Source organism: Brevundimonas sp. (genome assembly GCF_041648115.1).
GTDB lineage: Bacteria > Pseudomonadota > Alphaproteobacteria > Caulobacterales > Caulobacteraceae > Brevundimonas.
Genome location: NZ_JBAZPR010000012.1, coordinates 68,596 through 91,914, shown reverse-complemented (window position 1 = coordinate 91,914; position 23,319 = coordinate 68,596). Strand labels below are relative to the sequence as shown.

The window sequence follows — 23,319 nt, the reverse complement described above, 5'->3', positions numbered from 1 at the left end:
GTCGCGAAAGCGGGAGGACGTCATGGTCGCACGGGTTGTCACGGTCGCCTTCGATGGGGTGGAGGCCCGGCGCGTGGACGTCGAGGTCCAGCTGGTCGGTCAGAACCGCGAGACGGTCTTCACCATCGTCGGCCTGCCGGACAAGGCGGTGGCCGAAAGCCGTGAACGGGTGCGCGGGGCCTTTTCCGGCATCGGCCTGGCCCTGCCGGCGGCGCGGATCATCGCCAATCTGGCCCCCGCCGACCTGCCCAAGGAAGGCAGCCATTTCGACCTGCCTATCGCCCTCGCTCTGATGGCGTCGATGGGGGTGATCGCGCCCGACGCCCTGGACGGCTGGGCCGCCATCGGCGAACTGGGGCTGGACGGGCAGATCGCGCGGGTCGGCGGCGCCCTGCCGGCCGCTGTCGCCGCCGACGCCATGGGCCTGGGTTTGATCTGTCCCGAGGCGACGGGGCCGGAGGCGGCCTGGGCGGGCGGCGCGCGCATCCTGGCCCCGCGCTCGCTGATCGCCTTGGTCAATCATTTCAAGGGGACCCAGGTGCTGCGCGCGCCTGAGCCCGGTCCGCTGGCCAGCGGCAAGGCCGTGCCCGACCTGCGCGAGGTCAAGGGTCAGGAAAGCGCCAAGCGCGCGCTGGAGATCGCGGCGGCGGGCGGCCACAACCTGCTGTTCATCGGCCCACCGGGATCGGGCAAGTCGATGATGGCGCAACGCCTGCCGGGCCTCTTGCCGCCCCTGACCTCGCAGGAGCTGCTGGAGACCTCGATGGTCTGGTCTGTCGCGGGCCTGATCGAGCGCGGCGCCCTGACCCGTGATCGACCGTTCCGCAGCCCGCACCACTCGGCCTCGATGGCAGCGCTGACGGGAGGAGGCCATCGCGCCAAGCCGGGCGAGGCGTCCTTGGCCCACAACGGCGTGCTGTTCCTGGATGAACTGCCGGAATACAGCGCCCAGGCCCTGGATTCGCTGCGCGCGCCGCTAGAGACGGGCGAGATCGTGGTGGCCCGCGCCAACGCCCATGTCCGCTATCCGGCGCGGTTCCAGCTGGTGGCGGCGATGAACCCCTGTCGCTGCGGCATGGGCGGGGCCGGACGCGGGGCGTGCGGCAAGGCCCCGCGTTGTCAGCGCGACTACCAGAACCGGGTATCGGGTCCGATGTTCGACCGCATCGACCTGACGGTGGAGACCCCGCCCGTCACCGCCGCAGACATGGCCCTGCCGCCACCCGCCGAGGGCACGGCCGAGGCACGGGCGCGCGTGGCCACCGCCCGCGCCATGCAGGAGGACCGGGTGCGCGAGGCAGGACTTGATTCGGCCCAGGGCCTGAACGCCCGCGCATCCGGCGACACGCTGGACCGGTTCGCAACCCCGGACGAGGCGGGTCGGATGCTGTTGATGCGAGCGGGCGAGGCCGGGGGCCTGACGGCGCGCGGCTGGACCCGCACCCTGCGCCTGGCCCGCACCATCGCCGATCTGGACGGCTGCACCGGCGTGCTGCGCCGCCACATCGCCGAGGCCCTGATCTATCGCCGCAACACCGTCGGGGCCGAGGCCGATTTCGACCGGCGCGTAGCGGCGCGCGATACAGCCTTCGGAATGCGCGAGGACGACGCAGAGCAGGCGCCCTTCCTTCATTCGTGATGCGGCGGGAATGGAGGGATCCTTAACCCGCAGCCGTTAGGGTCGGCGCGAACGGGGAAGCGACCATGGCGCGACGCACGGCGACGAAGCGGATCGAGGACGAGGCGGTTCAGGCTGCCGATCCCGCCCAGCAGTTCCTGAGGCTGATGAGCCACGAGATGCGCACGCCGCTGAACGGCGTGATCGGCATGATCAACCTGCTGCAGCGGACCCGGCTGGACGGCGCCCAGCGCGCCTATGCCGAGAACGCCCGCCAATCGGCCGAACACCTGTTGGGTTTGGTCAACGACCTGTTGGACTTCGCGCGGCTGGAGGCCGGAGCGCTGGAGTTCGACCTGGCGCCGGTCGATCTGGAAGGGCTGGTACGCGGCGTCGCCGAACTGCTCAGTCCGCGAGCCCACGACAAGGGGCTGGAGATCGTCTGGTCGGTCGCCGCCGACGCGCCCGATGTGCTGGCTGATGAAGGCCGTCTGCGTCAGGTGCTGTTCAACCTCGCCGGCAATGCCGTGAAGTTCACCGAGACCGGCGGCGTGCGGATCACGGTCGAGCGCGCCGGCGGCAGCGCGGGCCGCCCGCGCCTGGCCTTCCTGGTCGACGACACGGGGCCGGGCGTCGCGCCCGAGGCCCGCGCACGCATCTTCGAGGAGTTCGGTCACGCCGATTCCTCCGACGCCGTGCGGCATGACGGCGCCGGCCTGGGGCTGGCCGTCGTGCGCAAACTGGCCGCCGCCATGGAGGGATCGGTGCGGGTCGAGGATCGGCCCGATAGCGGCACATCCGGCAGGGGCGCCCGCTTCCGCTTCGAAGCCGCCTTCGCCGCCGTCGCTGTGGCGCGCGACAAGCCGCTGCGGAACCATACGGTCGCGGTGCGCTCGCCCGACCCGTTCGTCCTGTCCGCCGCCAGCGCCCAGATCCAGGCCTCTGGCGGTGCAGTGTCGGACACGGCGCCTGTCACGCTCGTCGATCATGCGGGCGTCGCCGCCGGCGCCTTGGCCGCCCTGCCCGCCGCCGGCCGCGGCATCGTCCTGCTGAAACCATCCGAGCGCGATCTGATCGCGCGCTATCGGTCCGCCGGCTTTCACGGCTATCTGATCAAGCCCCTGCGTCGCGCCTCCCTGGCCGAGCGGGTCTTGGCGGCGGTCGGCGCGGAGGCCGGCGACAGAACCACCGCCCCCGTCGCGGCCCATGTCGAGGACGACCGCGTCTCGCCCGTTCAGTTCGCCGGCATTCGCGTGCTGTTGGCCGAAGACAACCCTGTCGGCGCGCTTCTGGCCCGCACCCTGTTGCGCCGCGAGGGCTGCACCGTCGAGACCGCCGCCACCGGCGATGAGGCCGTCGCGGCCCTGAAGCGTGCGCGCTACGACGTGGTCTTCATGGACATGCGGATGCCCGGCATGGACGGCCCCGCCGCCGCCCGCGCCATCCGCGCCGGGGGCGATACGACGCCCATCCTGGCCCTGACCGCCAACGCCTTCGCCGAGGACCGCCGCGCCTGTCTGGAGGCCGGCATGGACGACCATATCGTCAAGCCGCTGGACGCCGACGCGCTGCGCGCCGCCCTGGCCCGCTGGACGAAACGCGACATCCGCGCCAAGGTCGGCTGAGTTACAGGCGCCCACGTTTCCGGCCGCCGCGCCGGAGCCGTGCATGACCGACCAAGCCACCCCCGCAGAGACCACCCCCAAAAAGGCGGCCGGAGCAACTGATGTCCTGAAGGCGCTGGGGCGCGGACGCGTGCTCATCACCCTGCTGATCGGGCTGGGCTCTGGCCTACCCTTCATGCTGGTTGGCAATACCCTCGGCATGTGGCTGCGCGAGGGCGGGACGGAGTTGGCGGCGATCGGCTTCATCTCATGGGTAGGCCTGGCGTATTCGCTGAAATTCCTGTGGGCGCCGGTGATCGATAGAGTCGATGTGCCATTGCTGGGCCGGCTGGGACGGCGTCGGGGCTGGCTGTTGTTGTCCCAGGTCGCCGTCGGCCTTTCGTTGATCGCCATGGCCCTGATCGGACCAGAAGGCGGCTTGACCCTTTTGGGCGCGGCGGCCTTGGCGACAGCCTTCTCGGCCGCGACACAGGATATTGTCGCCGATGCCTGGCGGATCGAGAGCGCCGAGAGCGACGAGGATCAGGGTCTGCTGACCTCAGCGTTCCAGCTCGGTTATCGCGCGGCGATACTGGCGGGCAACGCGCTGATCCTCTTCGTCGCCTCCGGTATCGGCTGGAATGGCGCCTACGGCCTGTATGGCGCGGCGATGGGGATCGCCGTTATTGCAACCTTGTTCGCAAAAGAGCCGGTGGATCGTCGGACTTTGGAACAGGTAACGGGACAGGTGTCGCTGCTTTCACCGCGTGGCCTTTTCGACGCCATCGTCGGCCCGTTCATCACTTTCCTGAAAACTCATGGCGGGGCGGCGATCCTGATGCTGGCGGCGATCAGCCTTTACCGCCTGCCGGACTTTGTCATGGGGCCGATGATTGGCCCCTTCTACACCGACCTGGGGTTGGCCAAGGAAACCGTCGGGGCCATGCGCCTGAGCGTCGGGCTTGTCGCGTCGTTGCTCGGCATCGCTGCAGGGGGCCTGTTCTCAGTACGGTTTGGCTTCGGCAAAACCCTGCTGCTGGGCGCCCTGATCGGACCGATGTCGAACCTTGGCTATACGGTCATGGCGGTCGTCGGCCTATCGACCCCGGTCTTCGGCGGCGTCCTGTTCGTGGAAAACTTCTCCGAAGGTTTCGCCGGCGCGGCCCTTGTCGCCTACATGGCCAGCCTGACCAGCATCGGCTACACGGCGACGCAATATGCCCTGTTAAGCTCGTTCTACGCCCTGCTCGGCAAATTCCTGAAGGGTTTGTCGGGCGTCGCCGTTGAAGGGCTGGAGAAAGGACGCCCTCTCATGGAAGCCTACGCTCTGTTCTTCGCCGCGACGGCTGCGGTCGGTGTGCCTGCAGTCTTGCTGTGCTGGGTCCTTTTGCGCCGACTGCGACCGCAGGCGGAGACTTCGGCGACGCCATAGCCGTCATCGTCGCCGCGACCGAGGGTCAGCCGTCCTGACGCCCTCAGCGCTTCAGAAAGCCGCCGATCATGTCACCCAGGCCGCCCGGCAGCTTGCCCAGCAGGTCGTCGGCGCCGTCGATCTGACCGCCGGGCGTCAGGCGGTCGATGGCCTCGGGCAGCAGGCCCGCCAGGGTTTCGCCGGCCTGCTGGGGCGAGACGCCCATCTTGGCGGCGATGTCGGCGATGGGACCGGTGCCGATGACGGCGGCGATTTGTTCGGGCGAAATGTTGGCGTTCGGACCGGTGCCGACCCAGGAGCCGACCACGTCGCCCAGGCCCGCCTGGCCGAATTTCTCTGCCAGGCCGCCGATGCCGCCCTGGCCCTTGAGCAGGTCGCCCAGTCCGCCTGCGGCGTCGTCGCCCAAGCCCTTCACCACATTATCGAGAAAGCCCATCGTCCATCTCCTGTCTGATGGCGCACCATAACACCGTCGTGCGACGGATACGAGAAAGGCCCGCCGGCAGTCCGGCGGGCCTTTCCATCAGCTTTCGCCGAAGCCCTTAGTTCTTGGCGTCGTTGGCGCCGGTGGTCACGGCCGAACCGGCAGCCGAGACATCGCGGCCGGCGCCGGCGATGGTGTTGCAGGCCGACACGGCCAAAGCGGCGGCGACGATGGTCAGAGTGATGATCTTGCGCATGGTGTGAACCCCTTGTTGGTATGGTCAAGCTCCGTCCAAACGCCGATCCTGGCCTTGGGTTGCATGGTGATGGGCGAGATGCGTCCTGAGGCGTTGTTCAGGCTCCTTCAGGAGATGAGAACGTGAGAAACCCCACGACAAGACTGTTCTCCGTGATGGTCGCCGCCGTCCTGTCAGGCTGCGCGACGCCTTCCCGCGCTCAAGGCGAAGGGTCGAGCCAGGCGACGAATGACGACGACTGCGCCGTGATCGCGGCGGTGGCGCGGGAGCATTATCAGTTCGGTCCCGGCAACGTCGCGCCGCCGTTGAAGCTGGATGAGGACACCGACTGGAAGCCGGACTGCGACTGGAGCCAGTATGGCGTCAGCTTCCCGGAAATCTACGGCGCCGCGGCTGACCGGCCTCAGGACGAGGGCCGTCCGCGCATCCAGTGGGTTGAGTTCAGGCGCCCGCGCTATGACGGTCAAGGCGCACTAATAGAGGCCGGCATCGTGCAGGGTCCGCGGGCCGGCATCGGCGTGGTGTGCCGGTTGCGCGCGGGCGTCGCCGGCTGGACCGTGTCGGAGTGCCGCAACACCTGGATCTCCTGAACCGCTTGCGCCGGTCGGCGGCTGCCCCGAAGGTGCCGCCCTGTTTTACGAGGGGGTTTCCATGCGTCGTCTTCTGATCTCGTCCGCCGCCATGATGGCGGTGTTGTCCGCCGCGCCCGCCATGGCCCAAACGCCGGCGACTGTCGGGACGGGGGCGCCGGCGGCCGAAGCGCAAAGCGAGGACGCGCGGCTGAATGCCTTCTTCGAACAGGCCTTCCAGGCGCGGATCGCGCTGAGCCCGCAGCAGATGACGTCGCTGGGGATCAAGACCGACTACGACAAGCTGGACGATGTGTCGGATGACGCCGCCGACCGGGCCTTGGTCCTGCAGGAGGCCCAGCTGGCGCAGATGAAGGCTGGGTTCGACCCGCAGAAGCTGGGTCCGCAGGCGCGGCTATCGTGGCGGATGTTCGAATACGGCGTCCAGCAGGCGCGACTGTCGAACCAGTGGCGCGACTGGGGCTTCCAGTTTGCGGCCAACGGCAATCCGACCACCAGCCTGCCCGTCTTCCTGATCAACAACCACCGTGTCTCCAGCGTCGCCGATGCGGAGGCCTATGTCGCCCGCCTGCGTGCCGCCGAAATGCAGATGGATCAGGTCGCCGACGAACTGCGTCAGCGCGCGGCGGCCGGCGTGGTCTCGCCTCGCTTCGTCTTCGCCCCGTCCATCGCCAATACCCGCAACGTCGTCACCGGCGCCCCCTTTGACGATGGCGCGGACAATCCGGTCTGGGCCGACTTCAACAAGAAGGTCGCGGCGCTGGAGACCGACCCGGCCACCAAGGACCGGCTGCTGGGCGAAGGCCGGGCCGCCCTGACCGGCCCCTACAAGGCCGGGTTCGAGACCGTGCTGACGGCCCTGGCCGAGGTGCAGCCCAAGGCCGACAGCGACGCGGGCGTATGGCGCCTGCCGCAGGGCGAGGCCTATTATAACGCCCGGCTCCAGCTCTCGACCACCACCGACCTGACCGCCGACCAGATCCACCGGATCGGTTTGGACGAGGTCGCCCGCATCCAGGCCGAGATGGAAGTCATCAAGGCCCAGGTCGGCTTCACCGGCACGCTGCAGGACTTCTTCGCCTTCCTGAAGACCGATCCGCGCTTCCAGTATCCGAACACGGCCGAGGGCAAGGAACAGTATCTGACCGACGCGCGGGCCTTCATCGCCCAGGTGATGGCGGCGGCCCCGCAGTGGTTCTCGACCCTGCCCAAGGCGGCCTTGGAAGTGCGGGCGGTGGAGCCGTTCCGCGAGGCGACGGCCTCGATCGCCTTCTACAACTCGCCGGCGCCGGACGGGTCGCGGCCGGGCATCTATTACGTCAACCTGTCGGACATGACCCAGGTGCTGAAGCCCCAGATCGAGGGCATCAGCTATCACGAAGGCGCGCCGGGCCACCACTTCCAGATCGCCTACGCCCAGGAGATCGAAGGCCTGCCGCGTTTCCGCCGGTTCGGCGGTTACGGCGCCTATGCCGAAGGCTGGGGCTCTACGCAGAACAACTCGGCAAGGAGATGGGCTTCTATCAGGACCCCTATTCCGACTTCGGCCGGCTCTCGACCGAGCTGTGGCGCGCGGTGCGGCTGGTGACCGACACCGGCCTGCACGCCAAGCGCTGGAGCCGCGAACAGGTGATGGGCTATTTCCGCCAGAACTCGCTGTTGTCGGACCGCGACATCGAAAAGGAAGTCGAGCGCTACATCACCAACCCCGGCCAGGCGACCAGCTACAAGATCGGCGAGCTGAAGATCGAGGAACTGCGCGACCGGGCCAAGGCGGCGCTGGGCGACAGGTTCGACATCAAGGACTTCCACGCCGTGGTCCTGGGTTCCGGCTCGGTGCCGCTGGACGTGCTGGAAGACCAGGTGGACGGCTGGATCGCGGCGGGCGGCGGGGCGCCGACGGCATGATCGAGGACTATCATCTGACGGCGGAGACCCCGTCGATAGACGACTATCTGCGGCTGAGGATCAACGCCGGGCTGAGCCCGAAGGCTCAGGCGAACGCGGTCGCGGGCCTGCCCAACACCTGGTTCGCCGTCGTGGTGCGCCGGGACGGTCGGGCCGTCGGTATGGGCCGGATCATTGGCGACGGCGGTCTGTTCTTCCAGATCGTCGATATGGCCATCGAGCCTGCGCATCAGGGGCGCGGTATGGGGAAGGCGATCATGACGGCCCTCATGGACCGGCTGCGCAGCGATGCGCAGGGCGCCTACGTCAGCCTGATCGCGGACGGAGAGGCAAACCGGCTGTATGCGCAATACGGCTTCGAGCCGACCACGCCGAAATCCATCGGCATGGCGCAGGTGATCCGCTGACGCGCATTTCCTGCGGGTTTGTTGTATGAGCCGCCGCCATGCCCTTCACCGCAACCGTCCTGACCATGTTTCCCGAGGCCTTTCCCGGCCCGCTCGGCGTGTCTCTGATCGGCACGGCGTGGCGCGAGAAAGGCTTGTGGAGCCTGGATATGGTTGACATTCGCGCCTTTTCCACAGATACGCGCGGCTTCCTGGACGACACCCCTGCGGGTGGCGGCCCGGGAGCTGTGCTTAAGGCGGACGTGGTGGCTCGGGCGGTCGATAGCCTGTCGGGATCCCAGCGGCCGCTTTTGTACATGAGCGCCAGGGGGCGGCCCCTGACCCAGGCGCGCGTCAAGGAATGGGCCAAGGCCGACGGCATCGTCGTGCTTTGCGGTCGTTTCGAGGGGGTGGATCAGCGGGTGCTCGACGCACGCGGGTTCGAGGAGGTCTCGGTCGGAGACGCGGTTCTCGCCGGTGGCGAGGCGGCGGCGATGGTCGCGATCGAGGCGTGCGTAAGACTGATCCCCGGTGTGCTTGGCGCGGCAGACAGCCTGTCGTCCGAAAGCTTCGAGGATGGGCTTCTGGAACACCCGCAGTACACGCGACCGCGGACGTTCGAGGGGCTTGAGATACCCGAGGTTCTGGTGTCGGGCGACCACAAGAAGGTCGCCAAATGGCGCGAGGCGCAGCGGGAAGAGACCACGCGGGAGCGGCGACCAGACCTCTGGGAAGCGCATCTCGCCAAATCACAGCTAAAGGGCGCAAAGCCCGAGGAGAAATGACATGAACATCGTTCAACAGCTGAACGCCGAAGAAAAAGCCCGCGTTCTGGGCGAGCGCAAGATCCCGGTCTTCCAACCCGGCGACACCCTGCGCGTCAACGTAAAGATCAAGGAAGGCGAGCGCGAGCGCGTCCAGGCCTTCGAAGGCGTCTGCATCGCCCGTGACGGCGGCGGCATCAGCGAAACCTTCACGGTCCGCAAGATCTCGTTCGGCGAAGGCGTCGAACGTAAATTCCCCATTCTGTCGCCGAACATCGAGTCGATCGAAGTGAAGCGCCGCGGCGTCGTGCGTCGCGCCAAGCTCTATTATCTGCGCGATCGTCGCGGTAAGTCGGCCCGTATCGCCGAACGCCAGACGGTGCGTCCGGTCAAGGGCGCCGTGGTTCCGGAAACTGGTTCGGCCGCCAAGGGCGACGAAGCTTAATCCACTTTTATGCGCTAACGCGCTTCGCGCTGCTTGAGCGCGGATCGTGCTGAAATGACGAAAGCCCCGGCGGAAACGCCGGGGCTTTTTCTATTCCGCCGTCAGAGGCTACTGCGGATAGAGCGGGTTGTCCGCGTCGCGCTGGCCTTCCAGACTGTGTTTCAGCGCTTCCATCTGCTCATGCTCGGTCTTCACTGCGGCATAGGCCCGCCGGATCGTCTCGCGCGTGGTGGCGGAAATGCCGGTATCCTCCAGCGCCTTTTCGTATTTGCCAGCGATGAAGCCTTCGCCGCTGTTGATCGAGCCGACGACGGAATCGTCGTTGCGCAGCAGGGCGTGTTTCACATCCAGGAAGGCGCGGTGCGCCTTGGCCAAGATCGAACCGTGCGGCTCGGGATCGCCGCCCAGGCCGCGCATGGCGTCGGACAGGCCGTCCGCAACCTGCTGGCGTTCGGCGCTGCGGCGCTGGAAAAGGGTGCGGTAATGGGGGTCCTGCGTCTGGTCGGCGGCCTCGCGATAGCCGTCCGCGCTGTCCAGCGTCGTTTCGATCAGGCCGTTCAGAACCTTGATGTCGTGGGCGTTGGGGTTGGTCATCTCGTCTATCCTTCCGCTGTTGCGGTCGAACGGCGAAATGGCCGGGCGCGGCGAAGGTTGCCGCCCTGCGACATCAAAGTTTGGTGCGAAGGGACCACAGCTCGGGGAAGCAGCGCTTGGTCAGGGTCGAGGCCAGATAGGCCGCCCCCTCCGTGCCGCCCGTGCCGCGACGCCGGCCGATGATGCGCTCGACCGTGACCACATGCTTGTGGCGCCAGGTCAGCAGGGCGTCGTCCAGATCGACCAGCTTCTCGGCCAGCTGATACAGGACCCACCAACGCTCGGTGTCGCGATAGACCTCCAGCCAGGCCGCCTCGACGGCTTCCGAAGGCTTGTAAGGCTGGGTCACGTCGCGGTTCAGCACCTCGGCGGGCACTGGCAGACCGGCCTTGGCCATCTGGGCCAGGGCGTCGTCGTACAGGCTGGGGGCGGCGATGGCGGCCTGGAGCGCGGCTAACGCCTCGGGGCGATCCTCGTGGAACTTCAGGAAGCTGGCGTCTTTCAGGCCCAGCATGGCCTCGAACCGGCGGAACTGGTCGCTTTGGAAGCCAGAGGACGAGCCGAGCGAGCCGCGAAAGCGCAGATAGTCGGCCGGGGTCATGGTCGACAGGATGTCCCAGCTATGGGTCATCACCGCCTGGATGCGCGAGACCCGCGCCAGGCTCTTGTAGGCGGGCACCAGATCGCCGGCGCGCACCAGGCGCTGGGCCAGGGCCGTCTCGTGCAGGATCTGCTTGAGCCACAGTTCCTTGGTCTGGTGGATGACGACGAACAGCATTTCGTCGTGCTGGTCCGACAGCGGATGCTGGGTCGAGAGCAGGTTGTCCAACGCCAGATAGCCGGCGTAGGTGATGTCGCTGGATTGGGTCATGCCCGCCTATCGCCCGCTGGAGCGAGCGGCGCAAGCTTAGTGCTGGCCCTTAATGCTGACCTTGGGCCGAGGCGTTGGCGGCGATCTGACGGCCCGCGTCGAAAGCGTCGCGCGCGCCTTTGTAGATGAAGCCGTAGGTCGGATAGACGGTCGTGCCCAGGTCGTTGATCGGATTGTACCAGACCTTGACCTGCGACCAGTCGTTGGAGGGCGAGACGTCGACGACGGTGACGTTCTCCTCGACCTTGCCGCGGCTGCCGCCCCAGTTGGCGTGGGTCACGCGGACCACGCGGTCGGTCAGGATGTCGGAGACGACGGCGACATGACCCCGGCTCATGCGGCCCTCGGGACGGAAGACCAGAACCGAACCGGTTTCAGGCGCCTTGCCGGTGCGGAAGCCGGCGGAGGCCTGACGCCACCAGGTCCAGGCGTCGCCGAAGATATTGATGCCCGAGAACATGCGCGCGAAGGTCACGCACTGCCAATACGGCTCGTCAGCCTTTGCGCTGGTGGGAACGGCGCCCAACGCAAAAAAACCGAGGGTCGCCGCAACTGCGGCGGCTTTAAGCCGTTTCGTCATGCTTAGGGGTATCCCGACCCGCCGTTGGGACGCCCTTTAGGCCATGGGTTCACGCTCGGTAGCAAGTTGTTTCGGCGTAGCGCTGGACTTCAGACTGTTTGCCGAAATCTTATCGCCCCGCTTGCTCATGCCGCGCAAAGCCTTGCGGGCCGGGTGTTCCACCAGATGATACGAGACGGCGGCCACGACCGGCAATAGGGCCAAAATCGCCAACCACACGAAAATTTGAAGCTGCTTGTCGGGGGCGTCGAACAGCTTGGCAGCCAGGCCGACGGCCAGAAGCTTCCACGGCACGCAGACCATATAGACCGAATAGCTGATCTCGCCGAGGTAGACGGCGGGCTTGGACGCCAGCCATCCGGCGCGCTCATTGGGCAGCGACGCCAGCGACAGGATCAGGGCGCCGGCCAGCAGGACCGTGACCCCGTCCCAGAGTCCAAGCGCCGCGCTGAGGACCATCAGACCGAACGAGACGGCGGCGCACAGCCAAGGCGCCTTCAACGGCGCGCGGCGATAGACCAGATACAGCGCGCACCCCAGGGCGAAGCACGGCACGATCCGCAGCGCGCCCCAACGAATGGTCGCCTCGGTCAGGGAAAAGCCGGCCCACTGTTCGAACACGAAATAGAGGATGGCCAGGAAGGCCGCCGCGCCGACGACGGCTGCGATCGGACGATGCCGCGCGCGCCAGAAGACGAAGGCGAACAGCGGAAAGCAGAGATAGGCGAACCACTCCGCCGAGATCGACCAGGACGGATGGTTCCAGCCCGCCACCGGCGCCAGGCCCCAGGCGTGGACCATGAACAGGTTGGCCGGCAGCGACGCCCAGCTCAGCACATTGCCGTCCACGCTCATGCCCGCGAACAGGGCGGCGGCGGCCAGCAGCCCGACCCCGATCAGTGTCGCGATATGCAGCGGATAGACCCGCGCCACCCGCGCCCACAGGAAGCTGCGATAGGAGAAGCGCTTCTCGCCCGCCGCCGCCAGATAGACGTGGCTGAGGATGAAGCCGGACAGGACAAAGAACAGTTCGACCCCCAGATAGCCCTTGGCCACCAGACCGGACTGACCCGCCCCGGCCAGGTTTTCCCAGAAGCTATAGACGGCAACCCACATCGCCGCGCCGAAGCGCAGGGCGGTGATGGGGCGAAGATCGGCCGGAGTCTTGGCGTGAGTCTGGGCGTGGGTCTGAACGGGGGTCATGGTCTCACCTTGGCACGTCAGCCTTTTCGAACCGTGAAGGCGCGCAAAGGTTGTGCCCCGGCGGCTCCTACCCCGCCCACACGCCGTGGAAGCCGACCGGCAGGGCCATGTCCGCCTGCCATGTCGCCACGGGTCCGTCCTCGATCCGCGCCACGTCGAACACATGCAGTTCGGTGCGGCCGTCCTTCAGATTGACCGACGGCCCGACCAGCCAGGCGTCGCGTTCCGCCGTTGCGCCCGGCTTGGGTACGAAGACCGCCTCCTCGACCACCTGATGCACGCCGAATTCGAAGGCGTTCGAGCGTCCACTGTCCCAATCGTGCACGGCCAAGCCCGTCGGCAGAGGACGCCCGCGCGTCTCGCCCGACGTATGGGACGTCAGGCTGCGTTTCAGCCCCGCCCGGCGCGGATCGGCTTTCGGGAACTCGCCCACGACATCGCTATAGGTCATGTCGGCGCGGCCATTTGGCCGCAGGGTGATCAGGGCCAGTTTCGCCGGATCGCCCGGCACGACCCCGTGCCCATCCACCAGAACCCGCGCGCCATCGACCGCAAAGCGCGGATCGCCGCTGGCGGCGACGTCGAAACGGATCGTGCCGTCCCGCTCGACCCAGGCGTCGCCCAGGTGGAAGTGGAAGAAGCCAGGCAGGTCATAGAGGCGGCGCTCGGACAGATCGTCCTTGTCCAGCACCAGAACTTGCGTCCCCATTTCCGGTCGCCAGGCCAGGCCCGAGATCACCGGCATGGCGTGGGTCTCGAACACCCAGGGCTGGAGCACCAGGATCACGTGCCGGTCGGTGGCGGTGAAGTCGTGCATATAGCTGGCGCGCGGCAGGGCCACGATCTGGGCGTCGTTCAGGCTGCGGTCGGCATTTAGGCGCCAGATCACGGCGCGGTTTCCGGCCAGACCGACATTCCAGATCGAACCATCGGACGCATAACGCGGATGGGCCTGGAACGGCATCCCCTTCAGGTCGTCGCGCAGGGTGACGAAACCCGTGGTCGACAGGTCCGAGACCGACATGGCCAGCGGCGATCCCGCCTCCCACAGCGCCCAGACCTGATCGCCGGCGACCATGACGGCCGTGTTGGCGGCGTTGGCGTCGTCGTTGGAGCCGATGCGGGCGCGCGCATCGCCCTTGGTTCCGAAGCCAGGGGTCACGACCGCGCCCAGTTCGGTCTCGGTGCGGCGCTTGGGCGTGTCGGCGAACCGCGCCTCCAGCGTGGCCTGGCCGTCCTGAATGCGGAAGGCGCGCATCATGCCGTCGCCGTCGAACCAGTGGGTCGCCGAACCGCCTGCCCGCCGGAACCTGGCTGGCCCGTTGCGATAAAGGGCGCCTTGCAGGCCCGCCGGCGCGCGGCCGTGGATCAGGCGCATGGTCCGGCGCGCGATATCGCCTTCGATATCCCGGGTCGCCAACGCCCAGTCGGCTTTCGTCGCGGCGACGGCGTCCAGAGCGGCGGCGGCGCGGACCATCTCGGGCGTGGCGACGGCGGCGGAAAGCGCGGCGGCGCCCATCAGGAAGGAACGGCGGGAGGGGGTCATGTCAGGCTCCGGCTCGGTCGCTTACTTCAGGTCGATCGACTGGACGGCGACGCCGGCCGCAGCAAACCTGGCGCGGTCCCACGACGCCGGCCCCATGTTGCCGACCGCATTGTTGGAAAAGGCGTAGGGTTCGGTCGGCATGCCGAAGGGGTTGGTGTTCATCTTGCCGTCGCCGTTCAGGTCATGAAAGGCGCGCACCGCATAGTCGCCGTCGGGCAGCCCCTCGAACGTCGCGCTCTTCTGACCGCCCGCCGCGTCGACCATGGCGTAACGGACCGGCTGGCCCTCGCCGCCATAGTTCGTCTCGCTGCCGAACAGGGCGACCATGATCTGGCCTTGGGGCGCGGCGGTCGGAAACTCGACGGTCAGGTCGGCGGCGAAAGCCGGGGCCGAGACGACAGCGGCGGCGACAAGAGCGAGAACGGGGGTGATGGCGGCGAAGGTCTTCATGACGGTGCGTCCTGTTTTCAGGGAGGAGACCGACGACCGGCCCTCGATGACCAGACACTGCCGCCGCCTCCTGCCCGCCGCCACCTCACTTGCGGCGACGCACGGCCGCCATTCGCCAACGACCACCCCCGTTCATTGGCGAAGCGCGAACGAACGCCCTACTTCATCGCCGCCAGCGCATGGTCCGCGATCAAGGTATCGGCCAGCCCGTGCGGATTGCGGACGTCGAAGTTCTCGGTCGTCACCACCACGACCGCATCTAGGTCCGGGATGATCGCGACCTTGTTGCCGCCGGTGCCCGACATGGTCCAGGCAGGATGCGGCGCGCCGGCGACCTGATAGGTCGGCAGCCAGATCAGATAGCCGTAGTCGCCCTTCTGCGGATCGACGCTGGCGTGTGGGGCCGTCATGGCGCGGATCCAGGCCTCGGGCAGCACCTGGCGTCCGTCCCAGCGGCCGTGGTTCAGCAGCAATTGACCGAGGGTGAGCAGATCACGGCTGCGCAACCCCAGTCCGCCCCCGCCCTGGGCCAAGCCCATCGGCGACATCTGCCAGCGCTCGCCCTCGATCCCCAACGGACCAAACAGGGCCTCGCGTGCGAAATCCTTTAGAGGCTCGCCCGTCGCCTTCTGGACGACGGCGCCGAGAGTGGTCACGCCCGCCGTGCAATAGCTGAAGGCTCGGCCGTAGGGCTGATCCGCCGGCTTTGGGATCCAGTCGGGAAAGCCGCGCACCGGCAGGTCCAGGGCGAACTTCACCCAGTCCTCGATCAGATACATCCGCTCCTCATTGCCGCGCGAGAACGAATTGTCATCGTCGCATTCCAGCAGCGAGCTCATGGTCAGCAGGTCCTCGACCGTGATCGCCGCCTTGCGCGGGTCGGGATTGTCGAACGGGCCGTGGTCCGCGACGAAGGGCAGGACCGGGGCATCGACACTCGCGATGTCGCCGCGTGCGACGGCGGCGCCCACCAACATGGCGGTGACGGTCTTGGTGACCGAGCGCGTGTTACGGCGGCTCTCACGGCCTGCCTCGTCGAAATAGACCTCGTGCACCAGTCTGCCGTGGCGGGCGATCAGGACGCTGGTGATCTTGTGGAAGGTCCCGGCGCGAACGGCCGCGTCCATGGCCGCCAGACCCTCGGCCGAAACGCCTTGGGTTTCGGGTGCGGCGACCGGCCAGTTCGGCTCGGCCATCACCGGTGCGGAGACGAGCGCGAGCCCGAGGGTCGCGAGAAGCAGATGACGCATGACGGTCCTGGATTGGGGAAGTAACGGCCGGACATCCCACACGGCGGGCCGTCCGTCTTGAACAGACGCAACCGATCAGGCGAACAGGGCGCGGTAGCGGGCAGGCGTCAAGCCGTAGAGGGCGCCGAACTCGCGCGTCATATGACTCTGGTCGGCATAACCCGCGCCCAGAGCCAGTTCGGCCAAATCCCGGCCGCGCGCGATCTGTCCTGCCGCCCGGTCCGCCCGCGCGCGACGGATGGCGGCGGCGGTTGAACAGCCGAAATGACGACGATAGCGGCGGGCCAGGGAGACGGGATGAACCCCGACCAGACGGGCGATGGTCGCCACCTCCAGTCCCGGCTGGTCAGCCAGATCGTGCAGGACATCATGGGCGCGCAACAGCCATTGCGGCGCCGGGTCCTCGTCCAGCTCTCCTGGCGACAGGACCGCCGCCGCCATGTCCAGAGTCAGCCCCTCCATCATGACCGCGTCCCCCGCCGCGAACCGCCCGGCCACCCCGACCAGTCGACGCGCCGCGCCTTCGGCCAGGGCGCTACGCAACCGCATCGGGTCGCCGCGCCCGGCGCGCTTGGGCGGATCGAAACTGATCGACAGGAAGCGACCGCCGGCGACATCGAAACAGTCCCGGTGCTCGACACCTGGCGGATTCCACACCAAGGCGCCGGGGCCGAAGGCGGCGTTCTTGGGCGTCAGGGGATCATGGGCCAGGCTGCGGTAGCCGCCGTCCAGAGCAAGGACGAAATGGGCGTCGTCATGGGCGTGAAGCTCGACGCCCTCCGGCGGCCGGCTGGCGACCCACAGGCCGACGCGGAAACCGCCGGCCTCGACCGTCCGCGAGGCGGCGCCGAAGAAATCGCCCGACGGCAGATGGGGCTTGCTCATGAATGACGATCCCCGCGCGGCGCCCCGCGCGCGATACTGAACATCATGCGCGGGATTCGGCAAAAGAAAAGGCCCGAAACCTGGGTTCCGGGCCTTTGTCTCTGGGTGCTTGCGAAGCGGACTAGTCCAGCGTGCGCTTGATCTCTTCGACCGTGAAGCACTCGATGTAGTCGCCTTCCTTGATGTCCTGGAAGCCCTGGAACTGCATGCCGCACTCCTGGCCCGCCGTGACCTCGTTGACCTCGTCCTTGAAGCGCTTGAGCGTGTTGAGCGTGCCCAGTTCCAGCACCACGACATCGTCGCGAACGATACGGACGCGCGCGCCCTTGCGGACCACGCCTTCCGACACGCGGCAACCGGCGATCTTGCCGATCTTGGAGATGTCGAACACCTGCAGGACGGCGGCGTTGCCCAGGAAGGTTTCCCGTTGCAGCGGCGCCAGCATGCCGGACAGCACGCCCTTTATGTCGTCCAGCAGGTCGTAGATGATCGAATAGTAGCGGATCTCGACGCCCTCGCGGTCGGCCAGATCGCGCGCCTGTTTCGAGGCACGGACGTTGAAGCCGAGGATCGGCGCGCCGGCCGACTTGGCCAGGTTGACGTCGCTCTCGGTGATGCCGCCGGCGCCGGAATAGACCGTGCGGGCGCGCACTTCGTCGGTGCTCATCTTGTCCAGCGAACCCACGATGGCTTCGGCCGAACCCTGAACGTCCGCCTTGATGACGACCGGCAGTTCCGAGACCTTCTTGGACTGGAGGCGGGACATCATGTCGACCAGCGACACGGAACCGCCCGAGACCTGGGCCTTCTCACGCTTCACCCGCTGACGATATTCGGTCAGCTCGCGGGCGCGGGCTTCGGATTCCACCACGGCGAAGACGTCGCCGGGAGACGGGGCCTCGTCCAGGCCGAGGATTTCGACGGGGACGGAAGGTCCGGCATCGGTCAGCTGCTCGTTACGCTCGTTCAGCAGGGCGCGAACCTTGCCCCACGATCCGCCGGCGACGACGATGTCGCCGCGCTTCAGCGTGCCGCGCTTGACCAGGACGGTGCCGACGGGGCCGCGTCCCTTGTCCAGCTTGGCCTCGATGACCACACCCTCGGCTGAACGATCGGCGCTGGCGCGCAGATCCATCAGCTCGGCCTGGATCAGGATGGCATCCAGCAGTCCGTTGAGGTTCATCCGCTCCTTGGCCGACACCTCGATGATCTGGGCGTCGCCGCCCAGGCTCTCGGCGATGACTTCGTACTGCAGCAGCTCGTTGACGACTTTCTGAGACGTCGCGCCCGGCTTGTCCATCTTGTTCACAGCGACGATCAGGGGGGCGTTGGCCGCCTTGGCGTGCTGGATGGCTTCGATCGTCTGGGGCATGACGCCGTCGTCGGCGGCCACGACCAGGACCACGATGTCCGTGACGTTAGCGCCGCGCGCACGCATGGCCGAGAAGGCGGCGTGGCCCGGGGTGTCCAGGAAGGTGACCTTCTGGCCGTCTTCCAGACGCACCTGATAGGCGCCGATGTGCTGGGTGATGCCGCCGGCTTCGCCGCCGGCGACGTCGGTGGTGCGCAGGGCGTCCAGCAGCGAGGTCTTGCCGTGGTCGACGTGGCCCATGATGGCCACGACGGGCGCCCGGACATCGGCCGCTTCTGCGTCGTCCGCATCGCCCAGGAAGCCGAACTCGATGTCGGATTCCGAGACGCGCTTGACGGCCATGCCGAACTCTTCGGCCACCAGTTCGGCGGTGTCGGAATCGATCACGTCGTTGATCTTCATCATCAGGCCCTGCTTCATCAGGAACTTGATGATGTCGACGCCGCGCACGGCCATCCGGTTGGACAGCTCCTGAACGGTGATGACGTCGGGGATGACCACTTCGCGCGGACGGTTCGGCGCGTCGGTCGAGCCGCCTTTACGCTTTTCCTTCTCGCGTTCGCGGGCGCGGCGGACCGAGGCCAGCGAGCGCATGCGCTCGGCGGCGTCGCCGTCGCCGACCACGGACTGGATGGTCATGCGGCCTTCGCGGCGCTTCGGCTCGCCGCGCGTGCGGCTGACCGCCTTGCCAGCGTCGGAGAAGCGCTTTTCACGATCGTCATCGCGACCGACCGGACGTCCGAAGCCGGCGCCGGGCGCACGGGCCGGACGCAGAACATTGGCCTCGGCCGGGGGGGCGTTCGGGGTCGGACGGCCGCCAGGGCCGGTGCGCGCGCCGCCGGGACGGGCGGCGCCGGGGGCCGGACGCGGGTTCAGGGCAGAATAGCGGACGGGCTCAGCCGGCTTGGCGCCTTGCGGACGCTGACCGCCAGGACCGGGACGGGCGCCCTGCGGACGATCACCTTGCGGGCGGTCGGTCTGCGGACGGTCCGAATAGGCGCGATCTCCACCACCCATCGCCTGCTCACGGGCCGAACGGCCGCCGAAGGCGGGACGCTCGGGCGCGGCGCGTTGGGGATTGCCGGGCTTGGGCACGCGCTGGCCGAAGTTGACGACCGGACGAGCCGGAGCCGCCGGACGGGCCGGGGCGGCAGGCGCTGCCGCGACGGGGGCGGCCGGAGCCGGCGTCGGCGCAACGGGCGCAGGCGCCGGGGCGGCGGCGGCGGGAGCCGCCGGCTTGGGCGCAGGCTTGGCCGGTTGAGGTGCGGCGGCGGTCAGCTTGGCGGCCTCGGCGCGAGCGGCTTCGGCAGCGGCCTGGGCGGCGGCGGCTTCGTCGCGAGCGGCCTGGGCGGCGCGTTCGGTGGCGGCGGCCTGGTCGCGAGCGGCGGCGTCCGCTGCAGCCTTGGCGGCGGCGGCGGCGTCAGCCTTGGCGGCGTTGGCCTGGGTCGCCAGAGCGATTGCGCGACGGCGTGCTTCCTGCTCCTCGGGCGACAGGGCGCCGCCGGCGGGTTGCGACGGACGCTGACCTTGCGGACGTGGCGCCTGAGAGGCCTGCTGCGGACGTGCGACATCGAAGCCCTGCGGACGTTGCGGTCCGCCGGCGCCTGCACGGCGCTTGGTCTCGACCACCACCGTCTTGGATCGGCCATGGCTGAAGCTCTGCTTCACGGTCCCGGTCGGGACCGATCCCACAACGCGCGGCTTCAGGCTCAGCGGAGCACGCGGCCCCGTCTGGGACGGCGTGCCGCCCGCGTTGCCCTGGCCTTCGTTGGTCTTGTCGTTTTCGTCGCTCATCCGGTCGCTTTACTCGGGGCGGAAAGGCCCGCCGTCCTCATCTAATACCCATGAACGACCGTGAGCCCGTCTCCGCCCTTGGAGACAGGCCCTCGGCCGCCAAAATCCTCAGCTCGCCCCACCTTGATCAAGGTCAGTCGGGGTTGCTCCCGCCGGTCCGTCCTCGACACCGGGAACATCCCAGTGAGGGGGGCGAAGCGGCCGAAATCCAGCCAGTCGTTCGACCTCTATGGTCCACCGATCGGCGCGTCCGCCCGCAAGCAGGACGGCGTGTATCGCATTTTCCAGCCCAAGGGCCAAACTCAAATCGTCCACAGAGAACGCGCCGCAGACTTTCGCGGTCTGATGGCGGGCCAGGGCGAGGATCTTTCCGCGTCCGTCGGCCGAGCCGTCGGCGGCCTCCACCACCCAGGCGACCTTGCCTGCCCGCAGATTGGCGGCGCACTTTTCGAAGCCTGAGATAAGCACGCCTTCGCGTCGGGCAAGGCCCAGTTGGTCGAGACAGCGCCGGAACAGCAGCCGTTCGACGACATCGGCCAGGTCGGCCGGGGCGGTCAGTTTGGTCTTGGCCGAGCGGGTGAAGCCGTTCTTCTTGACCGCCGTCTCGATCGAGGCGCGGCTGGCTTCGACCCACAGGCCGCGTCCGGGCAGTTTCCTGCCCAGGTCGGGAACCACCTGGCCATCGGGCCCGGCGACGAAACGGATCAGGCGAGATTCGTCCATGACCTCGTGAGAGACGAGGTCCCGGCGTTCTCTATCGATCGTTGCGTCGCGCAAGCTCATATGTGGCCAGGTCTCCCATCACGCGTTCGACGGTTCGGAGTCGTCCTCGGCGAGGACCCCCGTATCGTCTGTAGCGTCGTCGGTTTCGGTCTCGACAGGCGCATCGCCGAATACCTGGTCCGGGTCATATTCGCCCTCGGCGAACTCGCCTTCCTCAAACTCTTCCGGCTCGGGCTGCGGCAGTTCCGAAGCGTCGATCCAGCCGGCGGCGACGCGCGCCTGCAGGATCAGCAGTTCGGCGTCTTCCTGGGCCAGGTTGAAGCTCTCCAGCACGCCAGGCACCTTGACCCGTTCGCCGTTCTTGACCTCATAACCGCCGCGGATTTCATCGGTGGCCAGGTCGGCTAGGTCCTCGACCGTCTTCACGCCGCCTTCGCCCAGGGCGACGGCGATGGGCAGGGTCACGCCCGGCACCTGAAGCACGCCGTCCTCGACGCCCAGTTCGACGCGCTTGGCGTCCAGCTCGGCGGCCTTCTTGTCCAGGAATTCGCGAGCGCGGGCCTGCAGTTCCTCGGCCGTTTCCTCGTCGAAGCCTTCGATCTCGGAGACTTCGTAGGGGTCGGCATAGGCCAGGTCTTCGACCGTGGCGAAGCCTTCGGTGACCAGCAGCTGGGCGATGACCTCGTCCACGTCCAGGGCTTCCTGGAACAGGCCGGTGCGCTCGCTGAACTCGCGCTGGCGACGCTCAGAATCCTGAGCCTCGGTGATGATGTCGATCTGCCAGCCGGTCAGTTGCGAGGCCAGGCGGACGTTCTGGCCGCGACGGCCGATGGCCAGCGACAGCTGCTCGTCCGGCACGACCACTTCCACGCGGCCGGCTTCTTCGTCGAGCACGACCTTGGAGACTTCGGCCGGGGCCAGGGCGTTGACGATGAATGTCGGCTCATCCGGGTTCCACTGGATGATGTCGATCTTCTCGCCCTGCAGTTCGGCGACGACCGCCTGAACGCGCGAGCCGCGCATGCCGACGCAGGCGCCGACGGGATCGATCGAGCTGTCGTTCGACAGGACGGCCATCTTGGCGCGCGAACCGCTGTCGCGGGCGGCGGCGCGGATCTCGATCACACCGTCATAGACTTCCGGCACTTCCTGAGCGAACAGCTTGGCCATGAAGCCGGGGTGGGCGCGCGACAGCATGACCTGCGGGCCCTTGGCCTCTGGCCGGACATCATAGATGTAGGTGCGGATCCGGTCGCCGATGTTGAACACTTCGCGCGGGATAGACTGGTCGCGGCGCATGACGCCTTCGCCCCGGCCCAGGTCGACGATGGTGTTGCCGTATTCGACGCGCTTGACCGTGCCGTTGACGATCTCGCCGACGCGATCCTTGAACTCTTCGTACTGGTTGGCGCGCTCGGCCTCGCGGACCTTACCGGTCACGACCTGACGGGCCATCTGCGTCTGGACGCGGCCGAACTCGAACGGCGGCAGGGTCTCGACGTATTCCTTGCCGACGACGGCTTCGGGATCGCGCTTGGAGGCGTCCGTCAGGCGCACCATGGCGCTGTCGTTGAACTCTTCCAGCTCGTCTTCCGGCATCCAGTCGTCCTCGACGATGGTGACGTGACGGGTCAGGGACAGTTCGCCGGTCTTGTGGTCGATCTTGGCGCGGATGTCGTGATGGGCGCCGTAACGCGACTTGGCGCCCTTCTGGATGGCTTCTTCGATCGCCTCGATGACGACCTCGCGCTCGATGTTCTTCTCTTGCGCGACCGCATTGGCGATCTGCAGCAGTTCGAGGCGGTTGGCGGAAATACCGGTGACGGCCATCAGGCGTTGTCCTCAGAAGGGGTCGTGGTGTCGGTTGTTGCGTCTTCGGCTTCCCCTTCGGGCAGGCCGTCGTCTTCGGGTTCGCCGCGCGCGGCGCGAATGGCGGCGCCCCGCTTCATCAGGGCGTCGGTCAGGACCAGCTTGGCGTCGCTCAGCCAGTCGAACGGGATCAGGGCGGTGTCTTCCTCGCCGTCCAGGTCGATCAGGACGTTGCCGTCCTCATAGCCGGCCAGCACGCCCTTGAAGCGTTTGCGGCCCTCGATCATCCGGTCGGTCTCCAGACGCGCCTCCTCGCCCTCGAACAGGTCGAAGTCGATGGGACGGGTCAGGGGCCGGTCGATGCCGGGCGACGAGACTTCCAGCATATATTCGCCGGCGATGGGGTCGGCGGCGTCGAACACCTCCGACACGGCGCGGCTCAGCTTGGCGCACTGTTCGACAGAGATGTCGTGGTCGGACGGGCGTTCGGCCATGACCTGGAGGCGCTGGCGCTTGGAGCCGGTCATTAGGCGGACACGCACGACTTCCAGACCGAGCGACTCCGCGATGGGGTCGATCAGCTCCAGCAGTTGGCGGTCCTGGGCGGTTCTTGCGCGCAAGCGACGAGTATCCAAAACAAAAGCGGCGGTCCGTCCGGGCCGCCGCTTGAAACGACGCCGTTGGACGCCGGTCTAACGATGTGAGGGGCCATATAGGCGTTTCACATTCGCTTGTCAGCCCCTTTCGGAGTCGCAAGCCTGATCGTCACCCACGCACACGACGAAGATGACGATCAGATACTCGAAGTCGATGCA

The 23,319-nt window shown here is 67.6% G+C and carries 21 protein-coding genes and 1 pseudogene; 8 read left to right on the top strand and 14 right to left on the bottom strand.

Features of this window, described 5'->3' with window-relative positions:
• Positions 1-22 precede the first annotated feature (22 nt).
• The 3 genes from WC597_RS12465 (at position 23) to WC597_RS12455 (ending at position 4,654) form a co-directional block, all read left to right on the top strand.
• Positions 23-1,639: a YifB family Mg chelatase-like AAA ATPase gene (locus WC597_RS12465; RefSeq protein WP_372693616.1), complete on the top strand. Its 1,617-nt coding sequence runs from the start codon at positions 23-25 to the stop codon at positions 1,637-1,639.
• Positions 1,640-1,704: 65 nt separating this feature from the next.
• The gene (locus WC597_RS12460) at positions 1,705-3,243 is read left to right on the top strand and encodes a response regulator (protein WP_372693615.1); all 1,539 of its coding nucleotides are present in this window, start codon (positions 1,705-1,707) and stop codon (positions 3,241-3,243) included.
• 43 nt (positions 3,244-3,286) lie between these two features.
• Complete coding sequence (locus tag WC597_RS12455; RefSeq protein ID WP_372693614.1) at positions 3,287-4,654, top strand: MFS transporter; 1,368 nt, start codon at positions 3,287-3,289, stop codon at positions 4,652-4,654.
• 43 nt (positions 4,655-4,697) lie between these two features.
• Here WC597_RS12455 and WC597_RS12450 read toward each other — a convergent pair whose 3' ends face one another.
• Together WC597_RS12450 and WC597_RS12445 are read right to left on the bottom strand one after the other, a co-directional pair.
• Complete coding sequence (locus WC597_RS12450) at positions 4,698-5,090, bottom strand: YidB family protein (protein WP_372693613.1); 393 nt, start codon at positions 5,088-5,090, stop codon at positions 4,698-4,700.
• A 106-nt stretch (positions 5,091-5,196) separates the two neighbouring features.
• Entirely contained in the window at positions 5,197-5,334 is a 138-nt protein-coding gene (locus WC597_RS12445) for an entericidin A/B family lipoprotein (RefSeq protein WP_055754663.1), read from the bottom strand.
• Between the two features lie 122 nt (positions 5,335-5,456).
• Between WC597_RS12445 and WC597_RS12440 the strand changes: the two genes are divergently transcribed.
• The 5 genes and pseudogenes from WC597_RS12440 to rplS all read left to right on the top strand — a co-directional run bounded on the left by WC597_RS12440 (position 5,457) and on the right by rplS (position 9,427).
• Positions 5,457-5,924 (top strand): hypothetical protein, encoded by a 468-nt coding sequence (locus WC597_RS12440; protein WP_372693612.1) that lies wholly within the window; start codon positions 5,457-5,459, stop codon positions 5,922-5,924.
• Between the two features lie 61 nt (positions 5,925-5,985).
• Positions 5,986-7,832: pseudogene (locus WC597_RS12435) on the top strand (DUF885 family protein).
• Complete coding sequence (locus tag WC597_RS12430) at positions 7,829-8,239, top strand: GNAT family N-acetyltransferase (protein ID WP_372693611.1); 411 nt, start codon at positions 7,829-7,831, stop codon at positions 8,237-8,239. The pseudogene WC597_RS12435 and the gene WC597_RS12430 overlap by 4 nt, the downstream one beginning before the upstream one ends.
• A gap of 38 nt (positions 8,240-8,277) precedes the next feature.
• On the top strand, positions 8,278-9,003 hold the full coding sequence (gene trmD, locus WC597_RS12425; protein WP_372693610.1) for a tRNA (guanosine(37)-N1)-methyltransferase TrmD: 726 nt from the start codon (positions 8,278-8,280) through the stop codon (positions 9,001-9,003).
• Position 9,004: 1 nt separating this feature from the next.
• A complete protein-coding gene (gene rplS / locus WC597_RS12420) occupies positions 9,005-9,427 on the top strand; it encodes a 50S ribosomal protein L19 (RefSeq protein WP_159847760.1) in 423 nt (140 codons plus the stop codon).
• A gap of 108 nt (positions 9,428-9,535) precedes the next feature.
• Here rplS and WC597_RS12415 read toward each other — a convergent pair whose 3' ends face one another.
• From WC597_RS12415 to rimP, 12 genes are all read right to left on the bottom strand, one after another.
• Positions 9,536-10,021, bottom strand: coding sequence for a PA2169 family four-helix-bundle protein (locus WC597_RS12415; protein ID WP_372693609.1), 486 nt, complete (start codon positions 10,019-10,021; stop codon positions 9,536-9,538).
• Positions 10,022-10,094: 73 nt separating this feature from the next.
• Positions 10,095-10,892 (bottom strand): tryptophan 2,3-dioxygenase, encoded by a 798-nt coding sequence (locus tag WC597_RS12410; protein WP_372693608.1) that lies wholly within the window; start codon positions 10,890-10,892, stop codon positions 10,095-10,097.
• 49 nt (positions 10,893-10,941) lie between these two features.
• Complete coding sequence (locus WC597_RS12405; protein ID WP_372693607.1) at positions 10,942-11,472, bottom strand: CHAP domain-containing protein; 531 nt, start codon at positions 11,470-11,472, stop codon at positions 10,942-10,944.
• A gap of 36 nt (positions 11,473-11,508) precedes the next feature.
• Complete coding sequence (locus WC597_RS12400) at positions 11,509-12,675, bottom strand: acyltransferase family protein (RefSeq protein ID WP_372693606.1); 1,167 nt, start codon at positions 12,673-12,675, stop codon at positions 11,509-11,511.
• Between the two features lie 67 nt (positions 12,676-12,742).
• Positions 12,743-14,221 carry a carotenoid oxygenase family protein gene (locus tag WC597_RS12395; RefSeq protein ID WP_372693605.1) on the bottom strand — a complete coding sequence of 493 codons (1,479 nt, stop codon included), beginning with the start codon at positions 14,219-14,221 and terminating at the stop codon, positions 12,743-12,745.
• A gap of 21 nt (positions 14,222-14,242) precedes the next feature.
• Positions 14,243-14,671, bottom strand: a complete 429-nt coding sequence (locus WC597_RS12390) for a DUF2141 domain-containing protein (RefSeq protein WP_372693604.1) — start codon at positions 14,669-14,671, stop codon at positions 14,243-14,245.
• Between the two features lie 158 nt (positions 14,672-14,829).
• Entirely contained in the window at positions 14,830-15,921 is a 1,092-nt protein-coding gene (locus WC597_RS12385) for a serine hydrolase domain-containing protein (RefSeq protein ID WP_372693603.1), read from the bottom strand.
• A gap of 75 nt (positions 15,922-15,996) precedes the next feature.
• Positions 15,997-16,806 carry a helix-turn-helix domain-containing protein gene (locus WC597_RS12380; RefSeq protein ID WP_372693602.1) on the bottom strand — a complete coding sequence of 270 codons (810 nt, stop codon included), beginning with the start codon at positions 16,804-16,806 and terminating at the stop codon, positions 15,997-15,999.
• Between the two features lie 121 nt (positions 16,807-16,927).
• On the bottom strand, positions 16,928-19,972 hold the full coding sequence (infB, locus tag WC597_RS12375) for a translation initiation factor IF-2 (protein ID WP_372693601.1): 3,045 nt from the start codon (positions 19,970-19,972) through the stop codon (positions 16,928-16,930).
• A 108-nt stretch (positions 19,973-20,080) separates the two neighbouring features.
• Positions 20,081-20,755 (bottom strand): RNA-binding protein, encoded by a 675-nt coding sequence (locus WC597_RS12370; protein ID WP_372693600.1) that lies wholly within the window; start codon positions 20,753-20,755, stop codon positions 20,081-20,083.
• An 18-nt stretch (positions 20,756-20,773) separates the two neighbouring features.
• On the bottom strand, positions 20,774-22,525 hold the full coding sequence (gene nusA / locus WC597_RS12365) for a transcription termination factor NusA (protein WP_372693599.1): 1,752 nt from the start codon (positions 22,523-22,525) through the stop codon (positions 20,774-20,776).
• On the bottom strand, positions 22,525-23,124 hold the full coding sequence (gene rimP, locus WC597_RS12360; protein ID WP_372693598.1) for a ribosome maturation factor RimP: 600 nt from the start codon (positions 23,122-23,124) through the stop codon (positions 22,525-22,527). The genes nusA and rimP overlap by 1 nt, the downstream gene beginning before the upstream one ends.
• Positions 23,125-23,319 lie beyond the last annotated feature (195 nt).